The sequence below is a fragment of the Alitabrizicola rongguiensis genome (assembly GCF_021491355.1).
Classification (GTDB): Bacteria; Pseudomonadota; Alphaproteobacteria; order Rhodobacterales; family Rhodobacteraceae; genus Aliitabrizicola; species Aliitabrizicola rongguiensis.
In genome coordinates this window covers 235,226-254,893 of sequence record NZ_JAKENF010000004.1, presented here as the reverse complement: position 1 = coordinate 254,893, position 19,668 = coordinate 235,226, and the positions used below count along the sequence as shown (strand labels likewise).

The 19,668-nt window shown below is 63.9% G+C and carries 20 protein-coding genes; 12 read left to right on the top strand and 8 right to left on the bottom strand.

All coding sequences use genetic code 11. From position 1 onward, the window contains the following. Positions 1-5 precede the first annotated feature (5 nt). Together L0V05_RS17355 and ribA are read right to left on the bottom strand one after the other, a co-directional pair. Positions 6-509, bottom strand: a complete 504-nt coding sequence (locus L0V05_RS17355) for a L,D-transpeptidase family protein (RefSeq protein WP_234872734.1) — start codon at positions 507-509, stop codon at positions 6-8. After that, positions 506-1,594 carry a GTP cyclohydrolase II gene (gene ribA / locus L0V05_RS17350; RefSeq protein WP_234872732.1) on the bottom strand — a complete coding sequence of 363 codons (1,089 nt, stop codon included), beginning with the start codon at positions 1,592-1,594 and terminating at the stop codon, positions 506-508. The genes L0V05_RS17355 and ribA overlap by 4 nt, the downstream gene beginning before the upstream one ends. Positions 1,595-1,760: 166 nt before the next feature. On the opposite strand from ribA, the gene L0V05_RS17345 reads away from it, so the two are divergent. The 5 genes from L0V05_RS17345 to L0V05_RS17325 all read left to right on the top strand — a co-directional run bounded on the left by L0V05_RS17345 (position 1,761) and on the right by L0V05_RS17325 (position 5,287). Continuing rightward, entirely contained in the window at positions 1,761-2,447 is a 687-nt protein-coding gene (locus L0V05_RS17345) for a response regulator transcription factor (RefSeq protein ID WP_234872730.1), read from the top strand. Between the two features lie 221 nt (positions 2,448-2,668). Beyond that, on the top strand, positions 2,669-3,457 hold the full coding sequence (locus L0V05_RS17340; protein ID WP_234872728.1) for an exodeoxyribonuclease III: 789 nt from the start codon (positions 2,669-2,671) through the stop codon (positions 3,455-3,457). A gap of 67 nt (positions 3,458-3,524) precedes the next feature. Further along, positions 3,525-4,427, top strand: a complete 903-nt coding sequence (gene trxA / locus L0V05_RS17335) for a thioredoxin (RefSeq protein WP_234872726.1) — start codon at positions 3,525-3,527, stop codon at positions 4,425-4,427. 27 nt (positions 4,428-4,454) lie between these two features. Beyond that, positions 4,455-5,099: an LON peptidase substrate-binding domain-containing protein gene (locus tag L0V05_RS17330; protein ID WP_234872724.1), complete on the top strand. Its 645-nt coding sequence runs from the start codon at positions 4,455-4,457 to the stop codon at positions 5,097-5,099. Further along, positions 5,096-5,287, top strand: coding sequence for a Trm112 family protein (locus L0V05_RS17325; protein ID WP_234872721.1), 192 nt, complete (start codon positions 5,096-5,098; stop codon positions 5,285-5,287). Before L0V05_RS17330 ends, L0V05_RS17325 begins: the two co-directional genes overlap by 4 nt. Before the next feature lie 8 nt (positions 5,288-5,295). Here the strand turns inward: L0V05_RS17325 and L0V05_RS17320 are convergent, their stop codons facing one another. Continuing rightward, a complete protein-coding gene (locus L0V05_RS17320; RefSeq protein ID WP_234872719.1) occupies positions 5,296-6,522 on the bottom strand; it encodes an FAD-dependent monooxygenase in 1,227 nt (408 codons plus the stop codon). Positions 6,523-6,599: 77 nt separating this feature from the next. Here L0V05_RS17320 and L0V05_RS17315 point away from each other — a divergent pair, with 77 nt between their 5' ends. From L0V05_RS17315 to L0V05_RS17300, 4 genes are all read left to right on the top strand, one after another. Further along, on the top strand, positions 6,600-7,925 hold the full coding sequence (locus L0V05_RS17315; RefSeq protein WP_234872717.1) for an amidase: 1,326 nt from the start codon (positions 6,600-6,602) through the stop codon (positions 7,923-7,925). Between the two features lie 134 nt (positions 7,926-8,059). Beyond that, the gene (locus L0V05_RS17310) at positions 8,060-9,238 is read left to right on the top strand and encodes an aminotransferase class I/II-fold pyridoxal phosphate-dependent enzyme (protein ID WP_234872715.1); all 1,179 of its coding nucleotides are present in this window, start codon (positions 8,060-8,062) and stop codon (positions 9,236-9,238) included. A gap of 12 nt (positions 9,239-9,250) precedes the next feature. Continuing rightward, positions 9,251-12,400 carry a DNA translocase FtsK gene (locus L0V05_RS17305; RefSeq protein WP_234872713.1) on the top strand — a complete coding sequence of 1,050 codons (3,150 nt, stop codon included), beginning with the start codon at positions 9,251-9,253 and terminating at the stop codon, positions 12,398-12,400. Between the two features lie 83 nt (positions 12,401-12,483). Next, positions 12,484-13,080: a LolA family protein gene (locus L0V05_RS17300; protein WP_234872711.1), complete on the top strand. Its 597-nt coding sequence runs from the start codon at positions 12,484-12,486 to the stop codon at positions 13,078-13,080. Here L0V05_RS17300 and L0V05_RS17295 read toward each other — a convergent pair. Further along, the gene (locus tag L0V05_RS17295) at positions 13,077-13,658 is read right to left on the bottom strand and encodes a transglycosylase SLT domain-containing protein (RefSeq protein WP_234872709.1); all 582 of its coding nucleotides are present in this window, start codon (positions 13,656-13,658) and stop codon (positions 13,077-13,079) included. The two genes, L0V05_RS17300 and L0V05_RS17295, sit on opposite strands and share 4 nt — an antisense overlap. Before the next feature lie 235 nt (positions 13,659-13,893). On the opposite strand from L0V05_RS17295, the gene hspQ reads away from it, so the two are divergent. Further along, complete coding sequence (gene hspQ, locus L0V05_RS17290; protein WP_234872707.1) at positions 13,894-14,220, top strand: heat shock protein HspQ; 327 nt, start codon at positions 13,894-13,896, stop codon at positions 14,218-14,220. A gap of 6 nt (positions 14,221-14,226) precedes the next feature. Here hspQ and L0V05_RS17285 read toward each other — a convergent pair whose 3' ends face one another. From L0V05_RS17285 to L0V05_RS17275, 3 genes are all read right to left on the bottom strand, one after another. Further along, a complete protein-coding gene (locus L0V05_RS17285) occupies positions 14,227-15,807 on the bottom strand; it encodes a gamma-glutamyltransferase family protein (RefSeq protein WP_234872705.1) in 1,581 nt (526 codons plus the stop codon). A gap of 223 nt (positions 15,808-16,030) precedes the next feature. Further along, entirely contained in the window at positions 16,031-16,483 is a 453-nt protein-coding gene (locus L0V05_RS17280) for an ATP-binding protein (RefSeq protein ID WP_234872703.1), read from the bottom strand. Further along, positions 16,461-16,796: an STAS domain-containing protein gene (locus L0V05_RS17275; RefSeq protein WP_234872701.1), complete on the bottom strand. Its 336-nt coding sequence runs from the start codon at positions 16,794-16,796 to the stop codon at positions 16,461-16,463. Before L0V05_RS17275 ends, L0V05_RS17280 begins: the two co-directional genes overlap by 23 nt. A gap of 131 nt (positions 16,797-16,927) precedes the next feature. Here L0V05_RS17275 and L0V05_RS17270 point away from each other — a divergent pair, with 131 nt between their 5' ends. Both L0V05_RS17270 and L0V05_RS20685 read left to right on the top strand, forming a co-directional pair. Further along, positions 16,928-17,380, top strand: a complete 453-nt coding sequence (locus L0V05_RS17270; RefSeq protein ID WP_234872699.1) for a GAF domain-containing protein — start codon at positions 16,928-16,930, stop codon at positions 17,378-17,380. 65 nt (positions 17,381-17,445) lie between these two features. Continuing rightward, positions 17,446-18,213 (top strand): GFA family protein, encoded by a 768-nt coding sequence (locus L0V05_RS20685; RefSeq protein ID WP_319937948.1) that lies wholly within the window; start codon positions 17,446-17,448, stop codon positions 18,211-18,213. Here the strand turns inward: L0V05_RS20685 and L0V05_RS17255 are convergent. Then, positions 18,210-19,652 carry a DHA2 family efflux MFS transporter permease subunit gene (locus L0V05_RS17255; RefSeq protein WP_234872697.1) on the bottom strand — a complete coding sequence of 481 codons (1,443 nt, stop codon included), beginning with the start codon at positions 19,650-19,652 and terminating at the stop codon, positions 18,210-18,212. The genes L0V05_RS20685 and L0V05_RS17255 overlap by 4 nt on opposite strands. Positions 19,653-19,668 lie beyond the last annotated feature (16 nt).

The following is a 19,668-nucleotide window of genomic DNA, read 5'->3' as shown; positions in this document are numbered from 1 at the left end:
ACCTGTCAGCCCCGCACGATCAGCCGGCTGGACGGGCTCAGGCGTTGCGCGATCCAGAGAAGATCGGAGCGCGAGAATGCGACGCAACCGGCTGTCGGACGCCGGGGGCGCCGCCAGATATGCAGAAAGATGGCCGAGCCTTTGCCCGGCTCCGCCGCTGGCCAATTCCAGTCAGTCACCAGAAGCATGTCGTATTGCGGGTCGGCACGCATCAGCCGTTCGTGGCTCCAGCCATGCGGGGCAGCGACCAGATGATTGTAATCGGCATCACGACAGTCGTCCGACCAGAGATCGCCCGGTCCAATTGGCAGCGCCCAGTCCGGAACTTCTGCCCTGGCCAACCGGTCGGCGCGATAGAGGCATCCAACGATACGATGACTTCCGGCAGGTGTGGCGCCATCGCCTTCCCGCTTAGCGCTGCTGATGCCACCGCGACCGATCGAACAGGCAAATCGGCGCCCGAGAAATCGTGTACCCCAGGGTGTCACCACCAAATCGTTCGGTGTCACAGCAGATGTCCTGACTTGGTAGCCTTTGTCGCCAGATAGGCCGCGTTCTGGGCGGTCTGACCGACCTTGAGCGGCACGCGTTCGGTGACCGTCAGCCCGTTGTTTTCCATCATCGCGATCTTGCGCGGATTGTTCGTCAGCAGCCGCACCGTCGAAAAGCCCATCGATCGCAGGAGGCCGGCACCGATGCGGAAGTCGCGCTCATCGTCCTCGAACCCGAGGCGGTGATTGGCTTCGACCGTATCGAATCCCTGGTCCTGCAGCGAATAGGCCCGCATCTTGTTGGCTAGGCCGATTCCGCGCCCCTCCTGATTCAAGTACAGCAGGACGCCAGCGCCTTCCTCACCCATCTGCGCCAGCGCCGCCCGCAGTTGCGGGCCGCAGTCACATTTCAGGCTGCCAAGCACATCCCCGGTAAAACAGGCCGAATGAAGCCGTGCCAGCACTGGACGCGACCGATCCGGCCGGCCGATTTCGACCGCGTAATGTTCCTCGCCCCCGTCTTCAGGGCGAAAGATGTGAAGGCGACCCGCTTGCGACGCAGCCATCGGCAGGCGGGCCGAAACAACCGGATGCAGCGGCGAGGACCGCATAAGTTCGGGGGCGGCCTCGTCGAGTGGCAGAAGGGTCAGGTTCAATCTCGCGGCGACTGCAACCGCGTCGGGCACCGGCAACAGCACGGCAGCTGGCAGAAGATGGGCCGACTTTGCCAACTGGATCGCGGCCCGGTGCAGATCGGCCGGCCCTTCGCGGAGCGACGACAGCGGCCCTTTCATCGGCAAGCGCAGGTCATCGGCCGGATCCGCGATGCAATGCAGCCAGTCGATTCCAACTTCGTCGGGCACGGCGATCCGCGCCAGGTCATTGTCATAGGCGCGCGCCTTCAGCGTATCCGCCCGCCAGGACGTGATCGCGAGTTCAGGTCGTCCAAGCGCGCGCAACTCGGCCAGCCGTTCGGTCGAGAGCGTCTCGACAGCCACGGCAAGTCCGCCTCGCCCCCCGGAGGTCAGGACGACGGGCACCCCCATGCGCAGGTCCGCCCCGGCGCGGGCAAGACGTTCGACGATGGTGGGACCAAGGCTCATCGCGGCATCCGTGGGCAGGGCTTCTGCCTGCGTATCTATGTCGGATCATGCAGAATTGAAACATTTCCCGCCTGAGCGACACGAGCGCGTGAGAACTCTGTCGCAATTCTTGCGGGATTCGTGATCCAGACGCATCTGGCGACAAGGAACGGGAAGGAGCAACAAGATGGCCAACCTCAAGAAGATCCTGCTTGTCGATGATGACGACGATCTGCGCGAAGCCCTGAGCGAGCAACTGGTTATGACTGAGGATTTCGACGTGTTCGAAGCCCGAAACGGGGCCGAGGGTATGGAGAAGGCAAAGGCAGGCCTCTATGACCTGGTCATCCTCGATGTTGGTTTGCCCGATACTGACGGTCGCGAACTGTGCCGTCGTATGCGCAAGCAGGGCGTGAAGTGCCCCGTGTTGATGTTGACGGGCCATGACTCGGACGCCGACACAATCCTTGGCCTCGATGCGGGCGCGAACGATTACGTGACCAAGCCGTTCAAGTTTCCGGTCCTTCTGGCGCGTATCCGGGCGCAGCTCCGTCAGCACGAGCAGTCGGAAGACGCGGTGTTCCAGCTGGGCCACTATACCTTCAAGCCCGCCCAGAAGATGCTGGTCGACGAGAAGGAGCGGAAGATCCGCCTGACCGAGAAGGAAACCAACATCCTGAAATATCTTTACCGCGCCAGTCAGGGCGTGGTGGCGCGGGATGTGCTGCTGCACGAGGTCTGGGGCTACAATGCCGGGGTCACGACTCACACTCTGGAAACGCACATCTACAGGCTTCGTCAGAAGATTGAGCCCGATCCTTCGAATGCCCGTTTGCTGGTCACCGAAAGCGGCGGATACAGGCTGGTTGCCTGATTGCCGCATTGTTGACAGAATCTAGTCTTATGAAGGCACGATAGGGTATATTGTCCTCTCTGAGATCCCCTGGTCGCGTCGGGGCAATGGCGCGGCGACCTCCCTGTTGGACCTGGCCGGGCGCGAGCCCGGCCGCTTTTTTCCTCGATGTCCAGATCGGTCCGCGGGCTTGAGCATTGCAGGGCACCGCCCTAGTCTGCCGGCCCCAGAGGAGACGCCCTATGCCCTTCACCATCGCCACATGGAACATCAACTCGGTCCGCTTGCGGGAAAGTCTGGTGCTCCGGCTGCTGAGCGAGAATGCGCCCGACATTCTTTGCCTGCAGGAATGCAAGAGCCCGGTCGACAAGCTTCCGCTCGATGGCTTCCGCGCACTTGGCTACACGCATGTCGTTGCCCGGGGACAGAAGGGCTACAACGGTGTCGCGATCCTGTCGAAACTGCCGATCTCCGATGCCGGTGACCGCGATTTCGCCACGTTGGGTCACGCCCGCCACGTCGCCGCCCGGCTCGAGAACGGAGTGACGATCCATAACCTCTATGTGCCGGCCGGGGGCGATATCCCGGACCGCGCGGAGAACGAGAAGTTCGGCCAGAAGCTCGATTTCCTGACCGACCTGCGCGACCATTTCCGCGCCGACAGGCCGTCGAAGTCGATCCTTGTCGGCGACCTCAACATCGCCCCGCGCGAGGATGACGTCTGGAGCCACAAGCAGCTTCTGAAGATCGTCAGCCACACCCCGATCGAGGTCGAGCATCTTGCCGCGGCGCAAGAGTCGGGCCGTTGGGTGGACGTGACCCGGCAGGACATTCCGCAGGGCTTGCTCTACAGTTGGTGGTCCTACCGCTCGGCCGACTGGAATGCCGCCGACAAGGGCCGCCGGCTGGATCACATCTGGGCCACGCCAGACATCTCAAGTGCGGCGCATGGCAGCCGGATCCTGCGCGATGCCCGGGGATGGGAGCAGCCTTCGGACCACGTGCCGGTCTTTGCGACCTTCGACCTGTGAGCGCCCCCTTGGCCTTTCACGGTGCCGCGCTCATATAGGGCGCAACAGATCATTTGGGAGACGAACGATGTTCGGATTTGGGGACAAGCCGCAGGCGCAGGGCGATCTCGTCAAGGACTCGAACGAAGCCACCTTCATGGCCGACGTGGTCGATGCCAGCCAGACCGTGCCGGTGATCGTCGATTTCTGGGCGCCTTGGTGCGGCCCCTGCAAGACCCTCGGCCCCGCTCTTGAGGCTGCCGTCAAGGCGGCTGGCGGCAAGGTGAAGATGGTCAAGGTCAATGTCGACGAGAATCAGCGTATTGCCGCCCAGTTGCGCATTCAGTCCATTCCGACCGTCTACGCATTCTGGCAGGGACAGCCCGTCGACGGATTCCAGGGGGCGCTACCCGCGTCGGAGTTGAAGACGTTTATCGACCGTGTCAGCGCCCTGGCCGGAGATGGCGGCCTGGCCGATGCGATAGAGGCCGCTGAGCAGATGCTGGCCGAAGGTGCAGCGACCGACGCGGCCGAGACCTTTGCCGCGATCCTGGGCGAAGAGCCGAACAACGGCGCCGCCTACGCCGGATTGATCCGCAGCCACCTCGCACTTGACCAGATCGACCAGGCGCAGGCGCTGGTAAATGCAGCATCGCCCGAGGTCGCAAAAACCAAGGAATTCGATGCAGCACGGGCGCAGATCGAACTGGCCCGGCAGGCCGCGAATGCCGGCCCCGAGACCGAATTGCGGGCTGCAGTCGATGCCAACCCCGGCGACAACCAGGCGCGCTTCGACCTTGCGCTAGCGCTTCATGCCTCGGGCAAGGTCGAGGAGGCCGTGGATGAATTGCTGGAACTGTTCCGCCGTGACCGAGAATGGAACGACGGTGCCGCCCGGACGCAGCTTCTGACGATCTTCGATGCGCTGAAACCGCAGGATCCGATCGTGCTCAAGGGTCGGCGGCGCCTGTCGTCGATGATATTTGCCTGAACACGGCCGGGGACTAGCTTCATGGGCATGACCCGCTCAATCGACCTGCCCGATGTCATCCCCATATTCCCTTTGTCCGGGGCATTGCTTTTGCCCCGGGCGCGGCTCCCGCTGCATATCTTCGAGCCGCGCTATCTGCAGATGCTCGACGACGTGATGAAGACCTCTCACCGGCTGATCGGCATGATCCAGCCGCGCGAGGTGCCGGGCGCCGCGCAGAAGCGACTTCAGGCGATCGGTTGTGCCGGGCGACTGACGGGTTTCTCGGAAACCGAGGATGGGCGCTACATGATCACCCTGACCGGGATCTCGCGTTTTCGCCTGACCAACGAGGTCAGCGGCTTTACTCCCTATCGCCGGGCAGAGGTGGACTGGGCCCCGTTCGCCCGTGATCTGGGCACGGCGGAATGCGATCCCGGCTTTTCCCGCGAGGAGTTTCTGGGTCAGCTCAACCGGTACTTCGACGCCATGCACCTCTCTACCGACTGGAGCAGCCTGAACGAGGCCGAGGACGAACTGCTGATCAATTCGCTGTCGATGCTTTGCCCCTTTGCACCCGAGGACAAACAGGCGCTTCTGGAAGCCCCGTCGCTGCCGACGCGGCGCGAAACCCTCGTAACCCTGATCGAGTTTACGCTGCGCGGCGGCTCGACTGACGAGACTTTGCAATGACCGAACACGAAACCGCCCCACTGTTTGACCGCCATATGCTCGAGGCGCTGGTATGTCCCTTGACGCAGGCGGTTCTGACCTACGACGCCGAGAAGCAGGAACTCGTCTCTCGTGCTGCGGCGCTGGCTTTCCCGATCCGGGACGGCATACCGATCATGCTTGTCAGCGAAGCGCGCACGCTCGACTGAGCCTCGGGTCAGATCGCCTGACCCGCAAGGAGGCGCGGCAGATCGCCCGCAAGCCCGGCCGCCTGGCGGATGAAGCCGCGCCGAAGGGACGGCATTGCATTCACTAGGCCAAGCCCGATGTCCCGGCCTGCCCGCAAGAATGGATTGTCGTTCGAAAACAGTCGGTTGACCGTATCCATGCCGAGCGCAAGAATGGTTGAATCAAATCGCCGCCAGACTTGGTAGCGCTCCAGCACATCGATTGCTCCGATGTCTTCGCCCCGGCGGGAGGCCTCGACCAGAACTTCGGCAAGGGCGGCGACATCGCGCAGGCCAAGGTTGAGGCCCTGGCCGGCGATTGGATGCACACCATGTGCCGCATCTCCCACCAAGGCCAGCCGCGGCAGTACGAACTTCTCGGCTAGGCTCAGCGAAAGGGGATAGGTGAAGCGTTCGCCTGCCAGTCGGATCTCGCCGAGGAAATCACCGAAACGCGGGCGCAGCGCGGCAAGGTATTCATCGTCTGACAAGGCCTGGATTTGCCGCGCAATATCGTCACGCTCGCTCCATACGATGGAAGAGACATTGCCGGGCAGCGGCAGGATGGCCAGCGGCCCCTCCGGCATGAAAAACTGATGTGCTATGCCGTGGTGCGGCAGGTCATGGGCGATCGCCGTGACCAGCGCCGTCTGACCATAGCCCCAGCCATGGCGACGGATGCCCGCGCGCGTGGCCGTCCCACTGCCGCGTCCGTCGCAGCCGACGATCAGGCGGCCGGACATCCGCCGACCCGAGGCCAGGGTCACGCTGGCGCCGTTCGAAGTGGTCTCCTGTTGCGTGACCGTTTCCCCGGATAGCAGCGTGATCCCCGGTGTCGTGGTCATGGCGTCCAGGAAGGCCGAGTAGAGGAACCTGTCCTCCAGCATGAAGCCCATGGGGCCTTCCTCGATTTCGGCCGCATCGAAGGTCAGGAAGAAAGGCGCGGCGCCTTGTCCCGCCAGACCGTCGCTCGCCTTGATCTTCAGGATCGGCTGGCTGTACGCGGCGACCTGAGGCCAGACGCCAAGAACCGTGAGCAACCGTTTCGAGGCGATGGCGAGCGCATAGGCGCGCCCGTCAAAGCCTTTTTCGGCACGGGTCGGGGCCGGACGTGCGTCGATCACCGTGACAGTCAGCCCGCCTTGGGCCAGGGCAAGCGCAAGAGCCGGGCCGTTCAGCCCGCCGCCCACGATCAGAATATCGCTGTCATATGCCATGTCCCGCAATATGCGCCCGATGGCGGGATTGTCCATGCGCTGCTCTGCCGCTACCGTTCGCCACAGTCGGATCGGAGATGACGATGCTGGGGCAGACGGCGGCGGAGCTTGGGCGCGCAATTGACAAAGGCCGGATCCACCCGGTCGAGCTTGTCGAAGCGCAGTTGGACGCGATCGACAAGCATCCGCTTGCCGGTCGGATCTATGCCCGTCTGACGCCGAAGCGGGCACGGGCCGAGGCGATGGCCGCAGCGGGCCGGGTAAAGGCGGGGTTGCGCAGGGGTCTGCTCGATGGGGTTCCTGTCAGCTGGAAGGATCTCTTCGACACCGCTGGCGTCGCGACCGAAGCCGGGACCGCCTTGCTGCGTCGTCGCGTCCCCGAGCGGGATGCGCTTGTCCTGGAACGCGCGACATTTCAAGGACTTGTTTGCCTTGGCAAGACGCACATGACCGAGCTTGCCTTCTCGGGTCTCGGGATCAATCCGGTGACGGCCTCTCCGCCCTGCATCAATGATCCCGGGGCCGCGCCGGGCGGATCGTCATCCGGTGCCGCGGCTTCGGTGGCGTTCGGGTTGGCACCCGCTGCCATTGGCTCTGACACCGGAGGATCAGTTCGCATTCCCGCCGCCTGGAATGATCTCGTCGGGCTCAAGACGACATCGGGACTCTTGCCGCTGGATGGTGTGGTTCCGCTCTGCGAGCGCTTCGACACGATTGGCCCGATCGCGCGCAGCGTCGAGGATTGCGCGCTGCTGCTTGGCCAGTTGCAGGGCGCCGCGCCGCCCGACCTGGGCGGTGTGGCACTGGCCGGAGCTCGGCTGATGGTGCTCGAGACCGTGGCGCTTGACGATCTTCGGCCCGCGCCCGAGATGGCCTTCGACCACTCGGTGGCCCGCCTGATCGCTGCGGGTGCGACCGTCGAACGCCTTGTCGCGCCCGAGGTGGCCGAGGCGATGTCGTTGGCAGGCATCCTGTTTACCGCAGAAGCCTATGCCATCTGGCGCGACAAGATCGAGGCGGCGCCAGAGAAGATGTTCCCGCGCATCCTCGAACGCTTTCGCTCCGGAGCCAGCTTCACGGCCGCAGATTATGTCGCGGCGTGGCGTCGGTTGGAAGAGCTTCGCCGGATCTGGGCGGCGCGCGTTGCCACGGCCGATGCCGTGATCCTGCCGACTTCGCCGATCCTGCCGCCCAATGCCAACCGGCTGATGACCGACGACGCCTATTTCGTAACCGAGAATCTTCTGGCCCTGCGCAACACCCGCATCGGAAATCTGATGGGCTCCTGTGTTCTGACCCTTCCGGCCGGCGAACCGTCCTGCGGGATCAGCCTGATGGCCCCCGCCTTTGCCGAGGCGCGCCTTCTGCGCTTGGGCGCGGCGGTGGAAGCGGCGCTGCGTTAGCGCGGCGAACCGGCGAAAAAGCAACAAGGAATCCCGATCGGAGCGTTTTCTCGCGGCCTTTTTCTGGACCGCGCCGCAAACTGCCGGTATCCTTTCCGCAAACGGGGCGAAACGACCCCGGAAATGAGGCAGTGATGGCGTTTCCCGAGCGGTTTTCGAACCTGCCAGAATACGCATTCCCGCGTCTGCGGGCCCTTCTGGATTCGCACGCTCCCGGCGGCGAACCCCTTGCCATGTCCATTGGCGAGCCGACCCATGCTATGCCTGCCTTTGTGGGCGAAGTGCTGGCGGCCAATCTCGAAGGTTTCGGCGTCTATCCTCCGAACGACGGCACGCCTGAGCTCCTTTCGGCGATCTCGGGCTGGATCCAGCGCCGCTATCACGTTCAGGTCGGGCCGGAGCGGCTGATGGTGCTGAACGGCACGCGCGAGGGGCTGTTCAACGCGGGGCTTGCCCTGTGCCCCGAGACGAAGAACGGCCAGCGCCCGGTCGTCCTGATGCCGAACCCCTTCTATCAGGTTTACGCCGTGGCCGCGCTCGCTGCTGGGGCAGAGCCCGTCTATGTGCCAGCGACGTCCGCCAACGGGTTCCTGCCTGACTATGCCGGGCTCGATCCGAAGCTGCTCGACCGCGTGGCGCTGGCCTATATTTGCTCGCCCGCCAACCCGCAGGGCGCCGTCGCCTCGCGCGAGTATTGGGCGAGCCTGCTTGCGCTCGCGGAGAAGCACGATTTCACCGTACTGGCCGACGAATGCTATTCCGAGATCTGGCGGTCGGCGCCGCCGCCCGGGGTGCTTCATGTCGCAGCGGCGACCAATACTGATCCCGAGCGAGTTTTCACCTTCCATTCGCTGTCGAAGCGGTCGAACCTGCCGGGCCTGCGCTCCGGCTTCGTGGCCGGAGGGCGTCAGGGGATCGCCCGCATCCGCAAGCTGCGAGCCTTTGCCGGAGCGCCGCTGCCCCTGCCGATCCAGCGTGTCTCGGAACGGTGCTGGCAGGATGAGGACCATGTCGAGGCGAACCGCGCCCTCTATCAGGAGAAGTTCGCCGATGCCGCCGTGATCTTCGCGGGCGTGCAGGGGTTCCAGCTGCCCGAGGGTGGCTTCTTCCTTTGGCTGCCTGTCGAGGATGGCGAGGCCGCCTCGCTGAAGGTCTGGCAGCAGACCGGCGTTCGCGTGCTGCCGGGGGCGTACCTTTCGCGCGACGTGAACGGGCAGAACCCCGGCAAGGAATACATCAGGGTCGCTTTGGTGGCCCCAAGGCAAGAAACGCAGCGCGGGCTCGAGCGGCTTCGCGACTGCCTCTACGTGTGAGGACGACAGGGCATGGCTTCGTATCAGTCTAGGCAGCGTGACCCCCTTCTGGACCAGAACGTCCAGGCGATGCTGGAGCGTCGGGGGAAAGAACTGCTGGGCCTCGTGCTGATCATCGCGGCTTTGGCCGTGACGCTGATGCTCTGGACTTACACGCCCGAGGATCCGGGCTGGATGGTCGCCACGACCGAGCCGGCCAAGAACCTGATGGGCCGCTTCGGCGCGGCGGCAGCTTCGACCCTCGTCATCATCTGCGGCAAGGGTGCCTGGACGGTGCCGCTGATCCTCTTGTCCTGGGGGCTTCGTTTCATGCTGCACCGGGGCGAGGATCGCGCCATGGGCCGCACCATCTTTGCGGTCATCTGCGTTGCACTGGCCTCGATTTTTGCCTCGACCCATGTGCCGGGTGCGTCGTGGACGCATTCCTTTGGTCTTGGCGGGCTGTTCGGCGACACGATCGTCGGTGCGCTGCTGGGCATCCTGCCCTTCGGCGCGGCCATCGGCTTGAAGGTCCTGTCGGTGCTTTCGGGCATCGCACTGATCCTCATGCTTCTCTATGTGACCGGCTTCGACAAGGAAGAGGTCCGCTCGGTTCTGCGTTTCCTCTATGTCGGCGTGATCATGACCTATGCCCGTCTCGTGACCTGGGCAGGGCAGGGGGCCGCCGGAACAGCCCGCGCTGCGCGCGACATGCGTGACCGGCAGCAGGCCCGCCGCGAGGCGAGGGCCGTTGCAGAGCCTGGCATGCACGTGGCACAGCCCGTAGCGGCTCGCCCTGCCTGGTCGTCGCGCATTCGCTCCGCACAGGTGGTGGAGCCTGAGCCTGATTACGCGCCCGAACCGCTGGCTGCGTCCGGTCGCACGATGCCGGGTAACCCGTCTCGCTTGCGCGCAGATGTCCGCTATCCCCGCGAAACCGTGGCCGAACCAGTCGTGATGCGCGCCGCTGCCACTGCCGTGCCCGCCGCTGCGATCGGAATGGCCGCCTCGGCGTCCACGCTTGCGGCGCCCGTGCGCGCCATCGCGGCGATACGGCCGAAAGGCGGACTGTTGTCGCGCATGCCGAACATCCTGCGCCGCTCGATCGAACCGGAGCTGGTCGAACCGCGCCTGACCCTTGGCGAAGACTATGCGGACGCCCCGACCGAGGATCGTATTCGCGCCAGGATCAGCGACGCGATCCGCACCCGCGCGACCGGTCGCCCCGTGACCGAGCCCGTGATCTCGGCCCCCCGCGCAGAACCGCCGGTGGCCAGGGCACGCGGGCCGCAGCCGCTGATCGCCGATCTCAGCCGCACCCCCGCCCAACAGGTGAGCCCCGCGATCCAAACCCGTGCGCCGGCAGTCGAGGAATGGGACGGCGAAGAGTTCTTTGACGAGGACGAAATCCTGGAAGCCGGGCAAGACGACGCAATGACCGCGCCGCACCAGCAGGCTGCGACTGCCTTCGTGCAGGACGACAGCTTCGACGACGAGGAATTCGACGAAGAGGACTACCTGGCGGACGTGCCGCCGGCTTCGCCCCGCCTCGGGTCGCCGCTGCAATTGCAAGAGCCCCGGCGGGTCGTTCAGCCGGCAGTCAGGAAACCGCAACCTTCGCGCCAGGCCGTGCAGGAGTCCCAGCCGCGGCTGAAGTTCGAAGAACAGGTGACGGCCTATGAGCCACCGCCTCTGTCGCTTCTGACGCAGGCGCAGGCCTCCAGCCGCAGTCACCTCAGCGAAGAGGCATTGGAGGAAAACGCCCGGATGCTCGAATCCGTGCTCGACGACTATGGTGTGAAGGGCGAGATTGTCTCGGTCCGGCCTGGCCCGGTCGTGACGATGTACGAACTCGAACCCGCGCCGGGTCTGAAGGCGAGCCGCGTCATCGGTCTGGCCGACGACATTGCCCGTTCCATGTCCGCTCTCTCGGCCCGCGTGTCGACCGTGCCGGGCCGCTCGGTGATCGGGATCGAACTGCCGAATGCGCATCGCGAGAAGGTCGTTCTGCGCGAGATCCTTGCCGCCCGCGACTTTGGCGACTCGAACATGCGCCTGCCGCTTGCACTCGGTAAGGATATCGGCGGCGACCCGATCGTGGCCAACCTTGCGAAGATGCCCCATCTGCTGATCGCGGGGACCACGGGTTCGGGCAAGTCGGTCGCCATCAACACGATGATCCTGTCGCTCCTCTACAAGCTGACGCCCGAGGAATGCCGGCTCATCATGATCGACCCGAAGATGCTGGAACTCTCCGTCTATGACGGCATCCCGCATCTGCTTTCGCCGGTCGTCACCGACCCGAAGAAGGCGGTCGTCGCGTTGAAATGGGTCGTGGGCGAGATGGAGGAACGCTACCGCAAGATGTCGCGGATGGGCGTACGGAACATCGAGGGCTACAACGGCCGCGTCCGCGAGGCGCTGGCCAAGGGCGAGATGTTCAAGCGCACCATCCAGACCGGCTTTGACGACCTGACGGGTGATCCGGTCTTCGAGACCGAGGAATTCGCGCCTGTCGCACTGCCCTATATCGTCGTCATCGTCGACGAGATGGCGGACCTGATGATGGTGGCGGGGAAAGAGATCGAGGCCTGCATCCAGCGCCTCGCCCAGATGGCTCGTGCCTCGGGCATCCACCTCATCATGGCGACGCAGCGCCCCTCGGTCGATGTCATCACCGGCACGATCAAGGCGAACTTCCCCACCCGGATCAGCTTCCAGGTCACCTCCAAGATCGACAGCCGCACCATCCTGGGCGAGCAGGGGGCGGAGCAGCTGCTTGGAATGGGCGACATGCTCTACATGGCCGGTGGTGCGCGTATCACCCGCATCCACGGGCCCTTCGTGTCCGACGAGGAAGTCGAGGAAATCGTCAACCACCTGAAGAGCTTCGGCCCGCCCGTCTACATGTCCGGCGTGGTCGAGGGGCCGGAGGATGACAAGGCCGACGACATCGACCTCGTCCTTGGTCTCGGCGGCGGGGAAGGGGGAGACGACGCGCTCTATGATCAGGCAGTGGCGATCGTCGCCAAGGACCGGAAGTGCTCGACCTCCTATATCCAGCGCAAGCTCGGCATCGGCTACAACAAGGCCGCGCGCCTCGTCGAGCAGATGGAAGAGCAGGGCGTCGTCACCCCGGCCAACCATGTCGGCAAGCGCGAGATCCTGCTGCCGGAGCAGTAAATCCGGCGGAAGGCCGCCCCCGCTCATCGCATCGTGAGATGCGCGGGGGTGCAGAGCGGCGCAAAGCCCACTAGATTGGCGGCATGAAACTGCTTCGCACTTCCATCGCCGTAGCGGCCTTTGTGGTCGCAAGTTTCCCGGCTCTTGCCGCTCCCATCCCTCTTTCCGAGCTGTCGCGCTACATCAACAGCCTGACCAAGGCCCAGACCGACTTTGTTCAGGTCAATGGCGACGGGTCAAAGTCGAAGGGCACGCTCTATATCAGCCGGCCAGGCCGGGCGCGGTTTGAATATGCGCCTCCCGAGAAGACCGTGGTCATCGCCGGCGGCGGTCAGGTCGCGATCTTCGACGGCAAGTCAAACCTGCCGCCAGAGCAGTATCCGCTTCGTCGGACACCTCTGAATCTGGTGCTTGCTCCCAAGGTCGATCTTGGAAAAGCCAAGATGGTCATCGGCCAGCGGGAGGTAGGGGGTACCACGCGCGTTCTGGCGCAGGACCCCGAACACCCGGAATATGGCACGATCGAGCTTGTCTTTTCGCCGAACCCCACGACGCTCAAGGCCTGGATCATCACAGATGAGGCGGGCAACGAAACCGAGATTACGCTTGGTCCCCTGGTTCAGGCCGAAAGCTTCCCGATGTCGCTGTTCGATATCAACCTGCAGAAGCCCAAGCGCTAGCGGTCGCAGAGGATGAGCTGCGTCTGATACATGTCGGCGCGGCTTTGCACCCGGTCGGCGACATCCATCAGCCACGGCTTGTCGCGATAGCTTCCCCGGGCATAGCCTGACCGGCCTTCGTGATAGGCGAGGTACTGGTTGCGCGCGTCATCCATGGGAATGCCGAGCTTGGCGTAGGTACCGGTCATGTACCAGCCCATGAAATCGGTCGCATCTCCGATCCGGTCGCGCTTGGCGTTCCGGCGACCCTGATCCTCGCGATACTCGTCCCAGGTTCCGTCCAGCGCCTGGCTGTAGCCATAGGCAGAGCTTTGCCGGCCCATCGGAATGACCCCGAGCGCGAATTGATGGGGAGTCTTGGCGTTGCCAATGAATTTCGACTCCTGATGGATCGCCGCCATCTGGACATAGATCGGCACGCCCCATTTGCGCTCGGCCGCGCGCATGGCCGAGTAGTATTGCGGCTTTTCGTCGATGAAGGCGCAAGCGTCATCAAGATTGCGCGGCGCAGACTGCCGGCCGCCGCCGCACGACGCCAGCAGCAGCAACACGAGTGTTGCGCGGAGTAGCCTGCTCATTTGCCTCTCGAAGTCTTTTGTTTTGCGAAAGGATAAGCCAATTCATCCGCATTGCAAATGGCTGTTGCCCACGCCCTTGCAATGTCGTCGTCACTGCCGCTCAAGCGCAACGCTTCGGCACAGCCGCGACCGACTGTCGGGGACAGCCCCACAGATTGTTTCCTCAATTCACGACTCGGTGATGTGGACAAATTGGGGGGGGCGGAGTTACACCTTTTATGGGGGTTGTTTTGATATGTTGAAAACGCAGGCCAAATATCATCTGGGCCAGATACTGCGCCATCGGAAGCATCCGTTCCGGGGCGTGGTTTTTGATGTGGATGCGATGTTTTCGAATACCGAGGAATGGTATGACGCCATTCCCGAGGAAAGCCGTCCGGACAAGGATCAGCCGTTCTATCATCTGCTCGCCGAAAACGATCAGAGCTATTACGTTGCCTATGTGTCCGAACAGAACCTCGTTCCCGACGAAACGGGCGAGCCGGTGGATCACCCCGACCTGCCCGATCTTTTCGGCGATTTCGAAGATGGTCGTTACCCGCTGCAGTTCCAGTTGAACTGAACCGCATCAGTAACCCAGGGCGCACCCGTCCTTGCGCGGGTCCGATCCCCCTGTGAGCACGCCATCTTCGCCGATCCCGATCGCCTGCGCCCCGCCAAGCGGGCCGTCTGCAGGGATGACCCTGTGGCCCAAGGCAGCCAGTTGGTTTTTCACGCGCTCGGAATAGCCGCGCTCGACCTCCAGCCCAGTTGCGCCGGCAAAACAGCGCGGTCCATCGATTGCCGCCTGGGGATGCAAGCCGTAATCGAGCATGTTGGTGACGAACCGCACGTGGCCGGTGGGCTGATAGGCGCCGCCCATGACGCCGAAGGGCATGATTACATTGCTATTTTTCCGCAGCATTCCCGGAATGATCGTGTGCATCGGGCGCTTGCCCCCCGCCGCTTCGTTCGGATGGCCGGCCTGAAGCGTGAACCCCGCCCCTCGGTTCTGGAAGTTGATGCCGAACCGGTTCGATGCAAGCCCGGACCCAAAGGCGTGGTAGACCGAGTAGATCAGCGAAACGGCCATCCGATCCCGGTCGACGACCGTGAGGTAGACGGTATCGCGATGCACTGCCTCGGAGAGCGGCGCCGGGTCGGGCATCGCCCGCTTCGGGTCGATCAGGGCTGCAAGCCGCCTCGCAGTCTCGGGTGCAAGCATGTAATCGATTGCGCGAACCATGTGGTCGGGGTCGGCGATGAACCGGTTGCGGGCGTCGTAAGCGAGTTTGGCCGCCTCTGCCTCGAGATGGGCACGCTCGGCCCCGAAGGGGTCAAGCGGCGCCAGATCGAAATGCGACAGGATGTTCAGCATCAGGATCGCCGTCGCCCCCTGGCCGTTCGGCGGATGCTCCAGCAACTCCACTCCCTTGTAGCTGCCAGATACGGGATCGCCGTAAGTGCATGAGTTGGAGGCGAAATCTTCAAGCGTGTGGGCCCCGCCAAGGGCCTGAAGAGAGGCGACCATGTCCTCAGCCACCTCGCCTTCGTAGAAGCCCTTTCGACCTTCGGCCGCGATCCGGCGCAGCACTTCGGCTTGTCCAGGCGCCCGGAAGATCTGGCCCACCCGCGGCGGGGCACCACCGAACAGGTAATGCTGCCGGGCTGCGCCCTGCAGGTCGGGTGTGGCCTCAGCCCAGTCAAGTGCCGTTCTTGGCGCGACCGGCACCCCTTCCTCGGCATAGCGGATTGCCGGCGCGAGCACCTCGTCAAGGCCCAGCCGCCCCCAATCCGTCGACAGCCGGCAGAAGGCGTCGATTGCGCCTGGAATCGTCACCGCATCGGCGGAATGCAGCGGCATGGCCGCAAGCCCGCGGGCGCGCAGGTCTTCCGAGTGCAGACCGGCCGGGGCGCGGCCGGAACCGTTCAGAGCGATCACGCGCTCATCGCCAGCTGGCTTCATCAGCACGAAGCAATCACCGCCGATGCCTGTCATCTGCGGCTCGCAAATGCCAAGCAGCACCGCTGCTGCAATTGCTGCGTCTACGGCATTGCCGCCCGCCTGGAGCATCCCGATGGCGGTCTGTGCCGCCAAGGGATGCGACGTTGCACACATGCCGTTCAGTGCCAGAACGACTGACCGGCCAGGAGTTTCAAAATCGCGCATGTGGTCCCCTCTGCTTGGCGTGACACTAGTGCCAGAATGCACCGGTTCCAAGCCGAAGGGCCTCGGCATCGCGGACTGGGTGGGGGCTGTTACCGCGATGCCGAGGGAAGCTTTTGGCAGCTACAGGACAGACTCTTGACTCAGCTTGTGGCGAAGCCGCGGGCAAAATGCGGCAAGAATTTGGCGGTGTTTCCGCTGAGGGAACCAAAGGGCCATTTCCCGCCTATTGTCCGAGAACGATCCGAAAGCTCAATTCGTTCCGGTTGTGCTGGCGAAGGTAGCGCAGGTCGGACGTGAGACTTCGAATCAGGAACCAGCCATAGCCGCCTTCCGACAGGTCAGCGGCATCGGGGTGCACGCGCAGATCGCCGCGCGGCAGCTGACCATGCGGCATGCCTGCACCGGTGTCGATGACAGTGCAGGCGATGCCCATCTCTTCCCAAAGAAGGCAGATCTCGATCGGTCCGCCGCGGCCCCCATAGGCATGCTCGGAGATGTTGTTCAGGATCTCCGCAAGCACGATCTCGGCGGTGCCCCGGTCGGCAGGGCAAAGACTGGCCAGAGGTGGCCGGGTCACCATTTCGGCCAATGCCCGCCTGATCGCATTGGCAGTCCCGGCAATGGTCAGTCTCAGCCCGGCATCGTCACGTCGATCAGATCGCAGTGCGCTGCACATCGGACACCGCCGTGTGAATGACGAAAACGCTGTCCATCCGCGTCAGACGGAACACCTTCTCGACCGTCGGTGTCAGTGCGGCGAGTTCCAGGCGCCGCTCTGGTGCCAGTAGCTTCATCACGGCAACCACGGCGCCAAGACCGCTCGAATCCAGAAAGGTCACCTGCGACAGATCCAGAACGACGCGCGAAGGCGCATCCTTGATGAGGTCGCGCATCTTCTCCTTGAACTCGATCGCCACGGCTGCGTCGATCCGCGGTTCGGCCACCTCGATCACCAGACTGTCCGAGCAGACATTGGGCAGAAGTCGCATCCATCTCTCCCTTGATCCCTTGCCGTCGCAGTCTAGCCCCCTTGAAGTTATCCAAAGGTAAGTCTGCACCACCCTTTTCCTTTTTCAGCGACGACCCTAGGTTGGCGGGGATTGGCGGCTTGGGCAGGGTCATGGATTACGCGGCGTTTGAAACGAGCCTTCGGGCTCTCTGTCATGGCGAAACGGATGCGGTCGCGCTGATGGCGACCGTGGTCTGCGAGCTTCACGCTGCCCATCCAATGGCGGACTGGACCGGCTTCTACCGGGTCGTCGCGCCCGAGCTTCTGAAGATCGGGCCCTATCAGGGTGGCCACGGATGCCTTGTCATCCCGTTCTCGCGCGGGGTTTGCGGCGCCGCAGCCCGGACTGGCGAGGTTCAGCTCGTGCCCGATGTCGACGCCTTCCCGGGCCACATTGCCTGTTCCTCTTCGACGCGGTCCGAGATCGTCTTGCCGGTCTGGAACGGCAAGGGGCGGCTGCTGGGGGTGCTCGACATCGACAGCGATACGCCTGCCGCCTTCAGCGAGAACGATGCGCGGCATCTGACCCGCATCCTCGCAGAGACGTTCCAGGACGCAGAGTGACGATTTCGCCCCTTTCCAGCCGATGCCACGGGTTAGGCTGATACCGTCGATCAGGAGCCGAGATGATGCGCGGAAGCTGTCTTTGCGGTGGAGTAGTTTTCGAGGCAGACCCGCCGCTTCGCGACGTGATCGCCTGCCACTGCAGCCAATGCCGCAAGACGTCGGGCCACTACTGGGCCGCGACTTCGGTTCCCCATGAACGTTTCCGCCTGATCCGTGATACCACGCTTGCCTGGTACGACTCCTCGCCGTCCGCCCGGCGTGGATTCTGCAGGGGCTGCGGAGCCTCTCTCTTCTGGCAGCCTGCTGGCGAGGCACGGATCTCCTTCGCCCCCGGAGCGCTGGACGGCCCAACGGAGCTTGCGATGGCCGAGCATATCTTCACCGAGGATGCTGGCGATTACTACGCACCTGAAGGACCGCCACCGTCCAAGGTGCAGGCCCCGGAGCGCGTTCGGGCGTCCTGCCTGTGTGGCGCCTGCGCCTTCACCCTGCCACGCCCGATTGGCGGCGTCGGAGCGTGCCACTGCAATCAGTGCCGCAAGCTGTCAGGCCACTACACGGCCTCTTTCGATGCGCCGGAGGATCAGGTCGAGTGGCAAAGCCGCACGACGATCGCCGAATTCGTCACTCCCGGCGGTGGACAAAGGGGCTTCTGCACCTCCTGCGGATCGAGCCTCTACTTCCGAAATGCATCGGGGGATTTCTCGGTCGAAGCAGGGGCGGTTGACGGCCCGACCGGCACATCGCTGGACAGCCACATCTTCGTGGCAAACAAAGGCGACTACTACCGGATCACCGACGGGCTGCCGCAACTCCAAGGCTGGGATTAGTCCCGATCACGCCGCGGCATCTCTGCCTCGCCCAGAAGGCCGGATCCTGCCCTCTGCGAGAGGCGGGCGAACGGGACGATCGCGAGCAGCGACAGGCAGCCGATCATCACGAAGACAGGTGGGAAGATCGCGGCCGTCAACTCTGCCGAGCCATTCCATCCCCGCGCGACCTCGATCCCGAAGGCCGCGACCGTAATGCCGACCGAGCCGGACAACTGCTGCAAGACAGAGTTGAACGAGGTCGCGCTGCTGAGCCGCTCAGGTGGGACATCGGCATAGGCGACGGCATTGATGCTGGTGAATTGCAGCGAGCGGGAAATGCCGCCGACGAACAGCACCGTTATCATCAGGAGCCAAGACATGCCCGGCTGGAACGCCCCCGGAGCCATCAGGAAGAGCGCGGCGATCACGGTATTGGCAACCATCACCCGGCGGAAGCCAAACCGCTGGAGGATTGGCTGCGCCAGGAACTTCATCGTCAGCGCGCCGACGCCGGTGGCGAACGTCAGAAGCCCCGAGTGGAAGGCCGACAGTCCGAAGCCGAACTGGAGCATGAGCGGCAACAGGAACGGCAGGGCGCCAGTTGCGATGCGGAACAGTGTGCCGCCGGTCACGCTGATGCGAAAGGTCGACAACTTCAGCAGCCGCAAGTCCATGATCGGGTCCGGTACGCGGAGCGCGTGCCAGACATAGGCGATCAGCAGCGCTATCCCCGACAGAGTGAGGGACCAGACAGCAATGGGCGGGGCGAGCGTCAGGCCCGACAGAGTGATGCCGGTCAGAAAGGCGGCGATGCCGGGCCCGACGAGGAAGAAGCCACGGAAGTCGAACTCCGCCACATCCTCCATGCGGATGTCGCGGATATGAAGCGTGACCAGGATCAGCCCGAGCACGGCAACAGGGACGTTGATCCAGAAAATCCAGCGCCAGTCGAAATAGGTGGTGATGAAACCCCCAAGCGGCGGGCCGATGACCGGCCCGATCAGTGCTGGCACCGTGAGCCAGGCCAAGGCGTTGACGAGCTGACTCTTCGGGGTGGAACGGAGAACGATAAGCCGGCCCACCGGCGTCATCATCGACCCGCCGATCCCTTGCAGAACGCGCGCGGCGATCAGTTCCGGCAGAGTGTCGGACTGGGCACAAGCGATGGATCCGAGCGTGAAAACCAGGATCGCCAACCGGAATACCTTGCGCGCGCCAAAACGGTCGGCCGCCCAGCCAGAAGCGGGAATGAAGATCGCCAGCGCAAGCAGATACGATGTCAGAGCCAGCTTCAAATGGATGGGATCGGCATTCAGGTCGCGCGCGATCTGGGGCAGCGAGGTCGATATGACCGTGCTGTCGATGTTCTCCATCAGCAAGGCAGTTGCCACGATCAGCGGAGTGATCCGGTTCCGCCAGACCGAAGTCTGGACGCTATCGATCTGAGCCGTCGTCACGACGGACCTCCTGCTC

What these genes read in the sequence shown, in the direction of transcription:
- L0V05_RS17270 (WP_234872699.1), top strand. Translation starts at nt 16,928, where the DNA reads ATGGATTACGCGGCGTTTGAAACGAGCCTTCGGGCTCTCTGTCATGGC.
- hspQ (WP_234872707.1), top strand. Translation starts at nt 13,894, where the DNA reads ATGTTGAAAACGCAGGCCAAATATCATCTGGGCCAGATACTGCGCCAT.
- L0V05_RS17275 (WP_234872701.1), bottom strand. Translation starts at nt 16,796, where the DNA reads ATGCGACTTCTGCCCAATGTCTGCTCGGACAGTCTGGTGATCGAGGTG.
- L0V05_RS17320 (WP_234872719.1), bottom strand. Translation starts at nt 6,522, where the DNA reads ATGGCATATGACAGCGATATTCTGATCGTGGGCGGCGGGCTGAACGGC.
- L0V05_RS17280 (WP_234872703.1), bottom strand. Translation starts at nt 16,483, where the DNA reads ATGTGCAGCGCACTGCGATCTGATCGACGTGACGATGCCGGGCTGAGA.
- trxA (WP_234872726.1), top strand. Translation starts at nt 3,525, where the DNA reads ATGTTCGGATTTGGGGACAAGCCGCAGGCGCAGGGCGATCTCGTCAAG.
- L0V05_RS17285 (WP_234872705.1), bottom strand. Translation starts at nt 15,807, where the DNA reads ATGCGCGATTTTGAAACTCCTGGCCGGTCAGTCGTTCTGGCACTGAAC.
- L0V05_RS17315 (WP_234872717.1), top strand. Translation starts at nt 6,600, where the DNA reads ATGACGATGCTGGGGCAGACGGCGGCGGAGCTTGGGCGCGCAATTGAC.
- L0V05_RS17310 (WP_234872715.1), top strand. Translation starts at nt 8,060, where the DNA reads ATGGCGTTTCCCGAGCGGTTTTCGAACCTGCCAGAATACGCATTCCCG.
- L0V05_RS17305 (WP_234872713.1), top strand. Translation starts at nt 9,251, where the DNA reads ATGGCTTCGTATCAGTCTAGGCAGCGTGACCCCCTTCTGGACCAGAAC.
- L0V05_RS17325 (WP_234872721.1), top strand. Translation starts at nt 5,096, where the DNA reads ATGACCGAACACGAAACCGCCCCACTGTTTGACCGCCATATGCTCGAG.
- L0V05_RS17345 (WP_234872730.1), top strand. Translation starts at nt 1,761, where the DNA reads ATGGCCAACCTCAAGAAGATCCTGCTTGTCGATGATGACGACGATCTG.
- L0V05_RS17330 (WP_234872724.1), top strand. Translation starts at nt 4,455, where the DNA reads ATGACCCGCTCAATCGACCTGCCCGATGTCATCCCCATATTCCCTTTG.
- L0V05_RS17300 (WP_234872711.1), top strand. Translation starts at nt 12,484, where the DNA reads ATGAAACTGCTTCGCACTTCCATCGCCGTAGCGGCCTTTGTGGTCGCA.
- L0V05_RS20685 (WP_319937948.1), top strand. Translation starts at nt 17,446, where the DNA reads ATGCGCGGAAGCTGTCTTTGCGGTGGAGTAGTTTTCGAGGCAGACCCG.
- ribA (WP_234872732.1), bottom strand. Translation starts at nt 1,594, where the DNA reads ATGAGCCTTGGTCCCACCATCGTCGAACGTCTTGCCCGCGCCGGGGCG.
- L0V05_RS17340 (WP_234872728.1), top strand. Translation starts at nt 2,669, where the DNA reads ATGCCCTTCACCATCGCCACATGGAACATCAACTCGGTCCGCTTGCGG.
- L0V05_RS17295 (WP_234872709.1), bottom strand. Translation starts at nt 13,658, where the DNA reads ATGAGCAGGCTACTCCGCGCAACACTCGTGTTGCTGCTGCTGGCGTCG.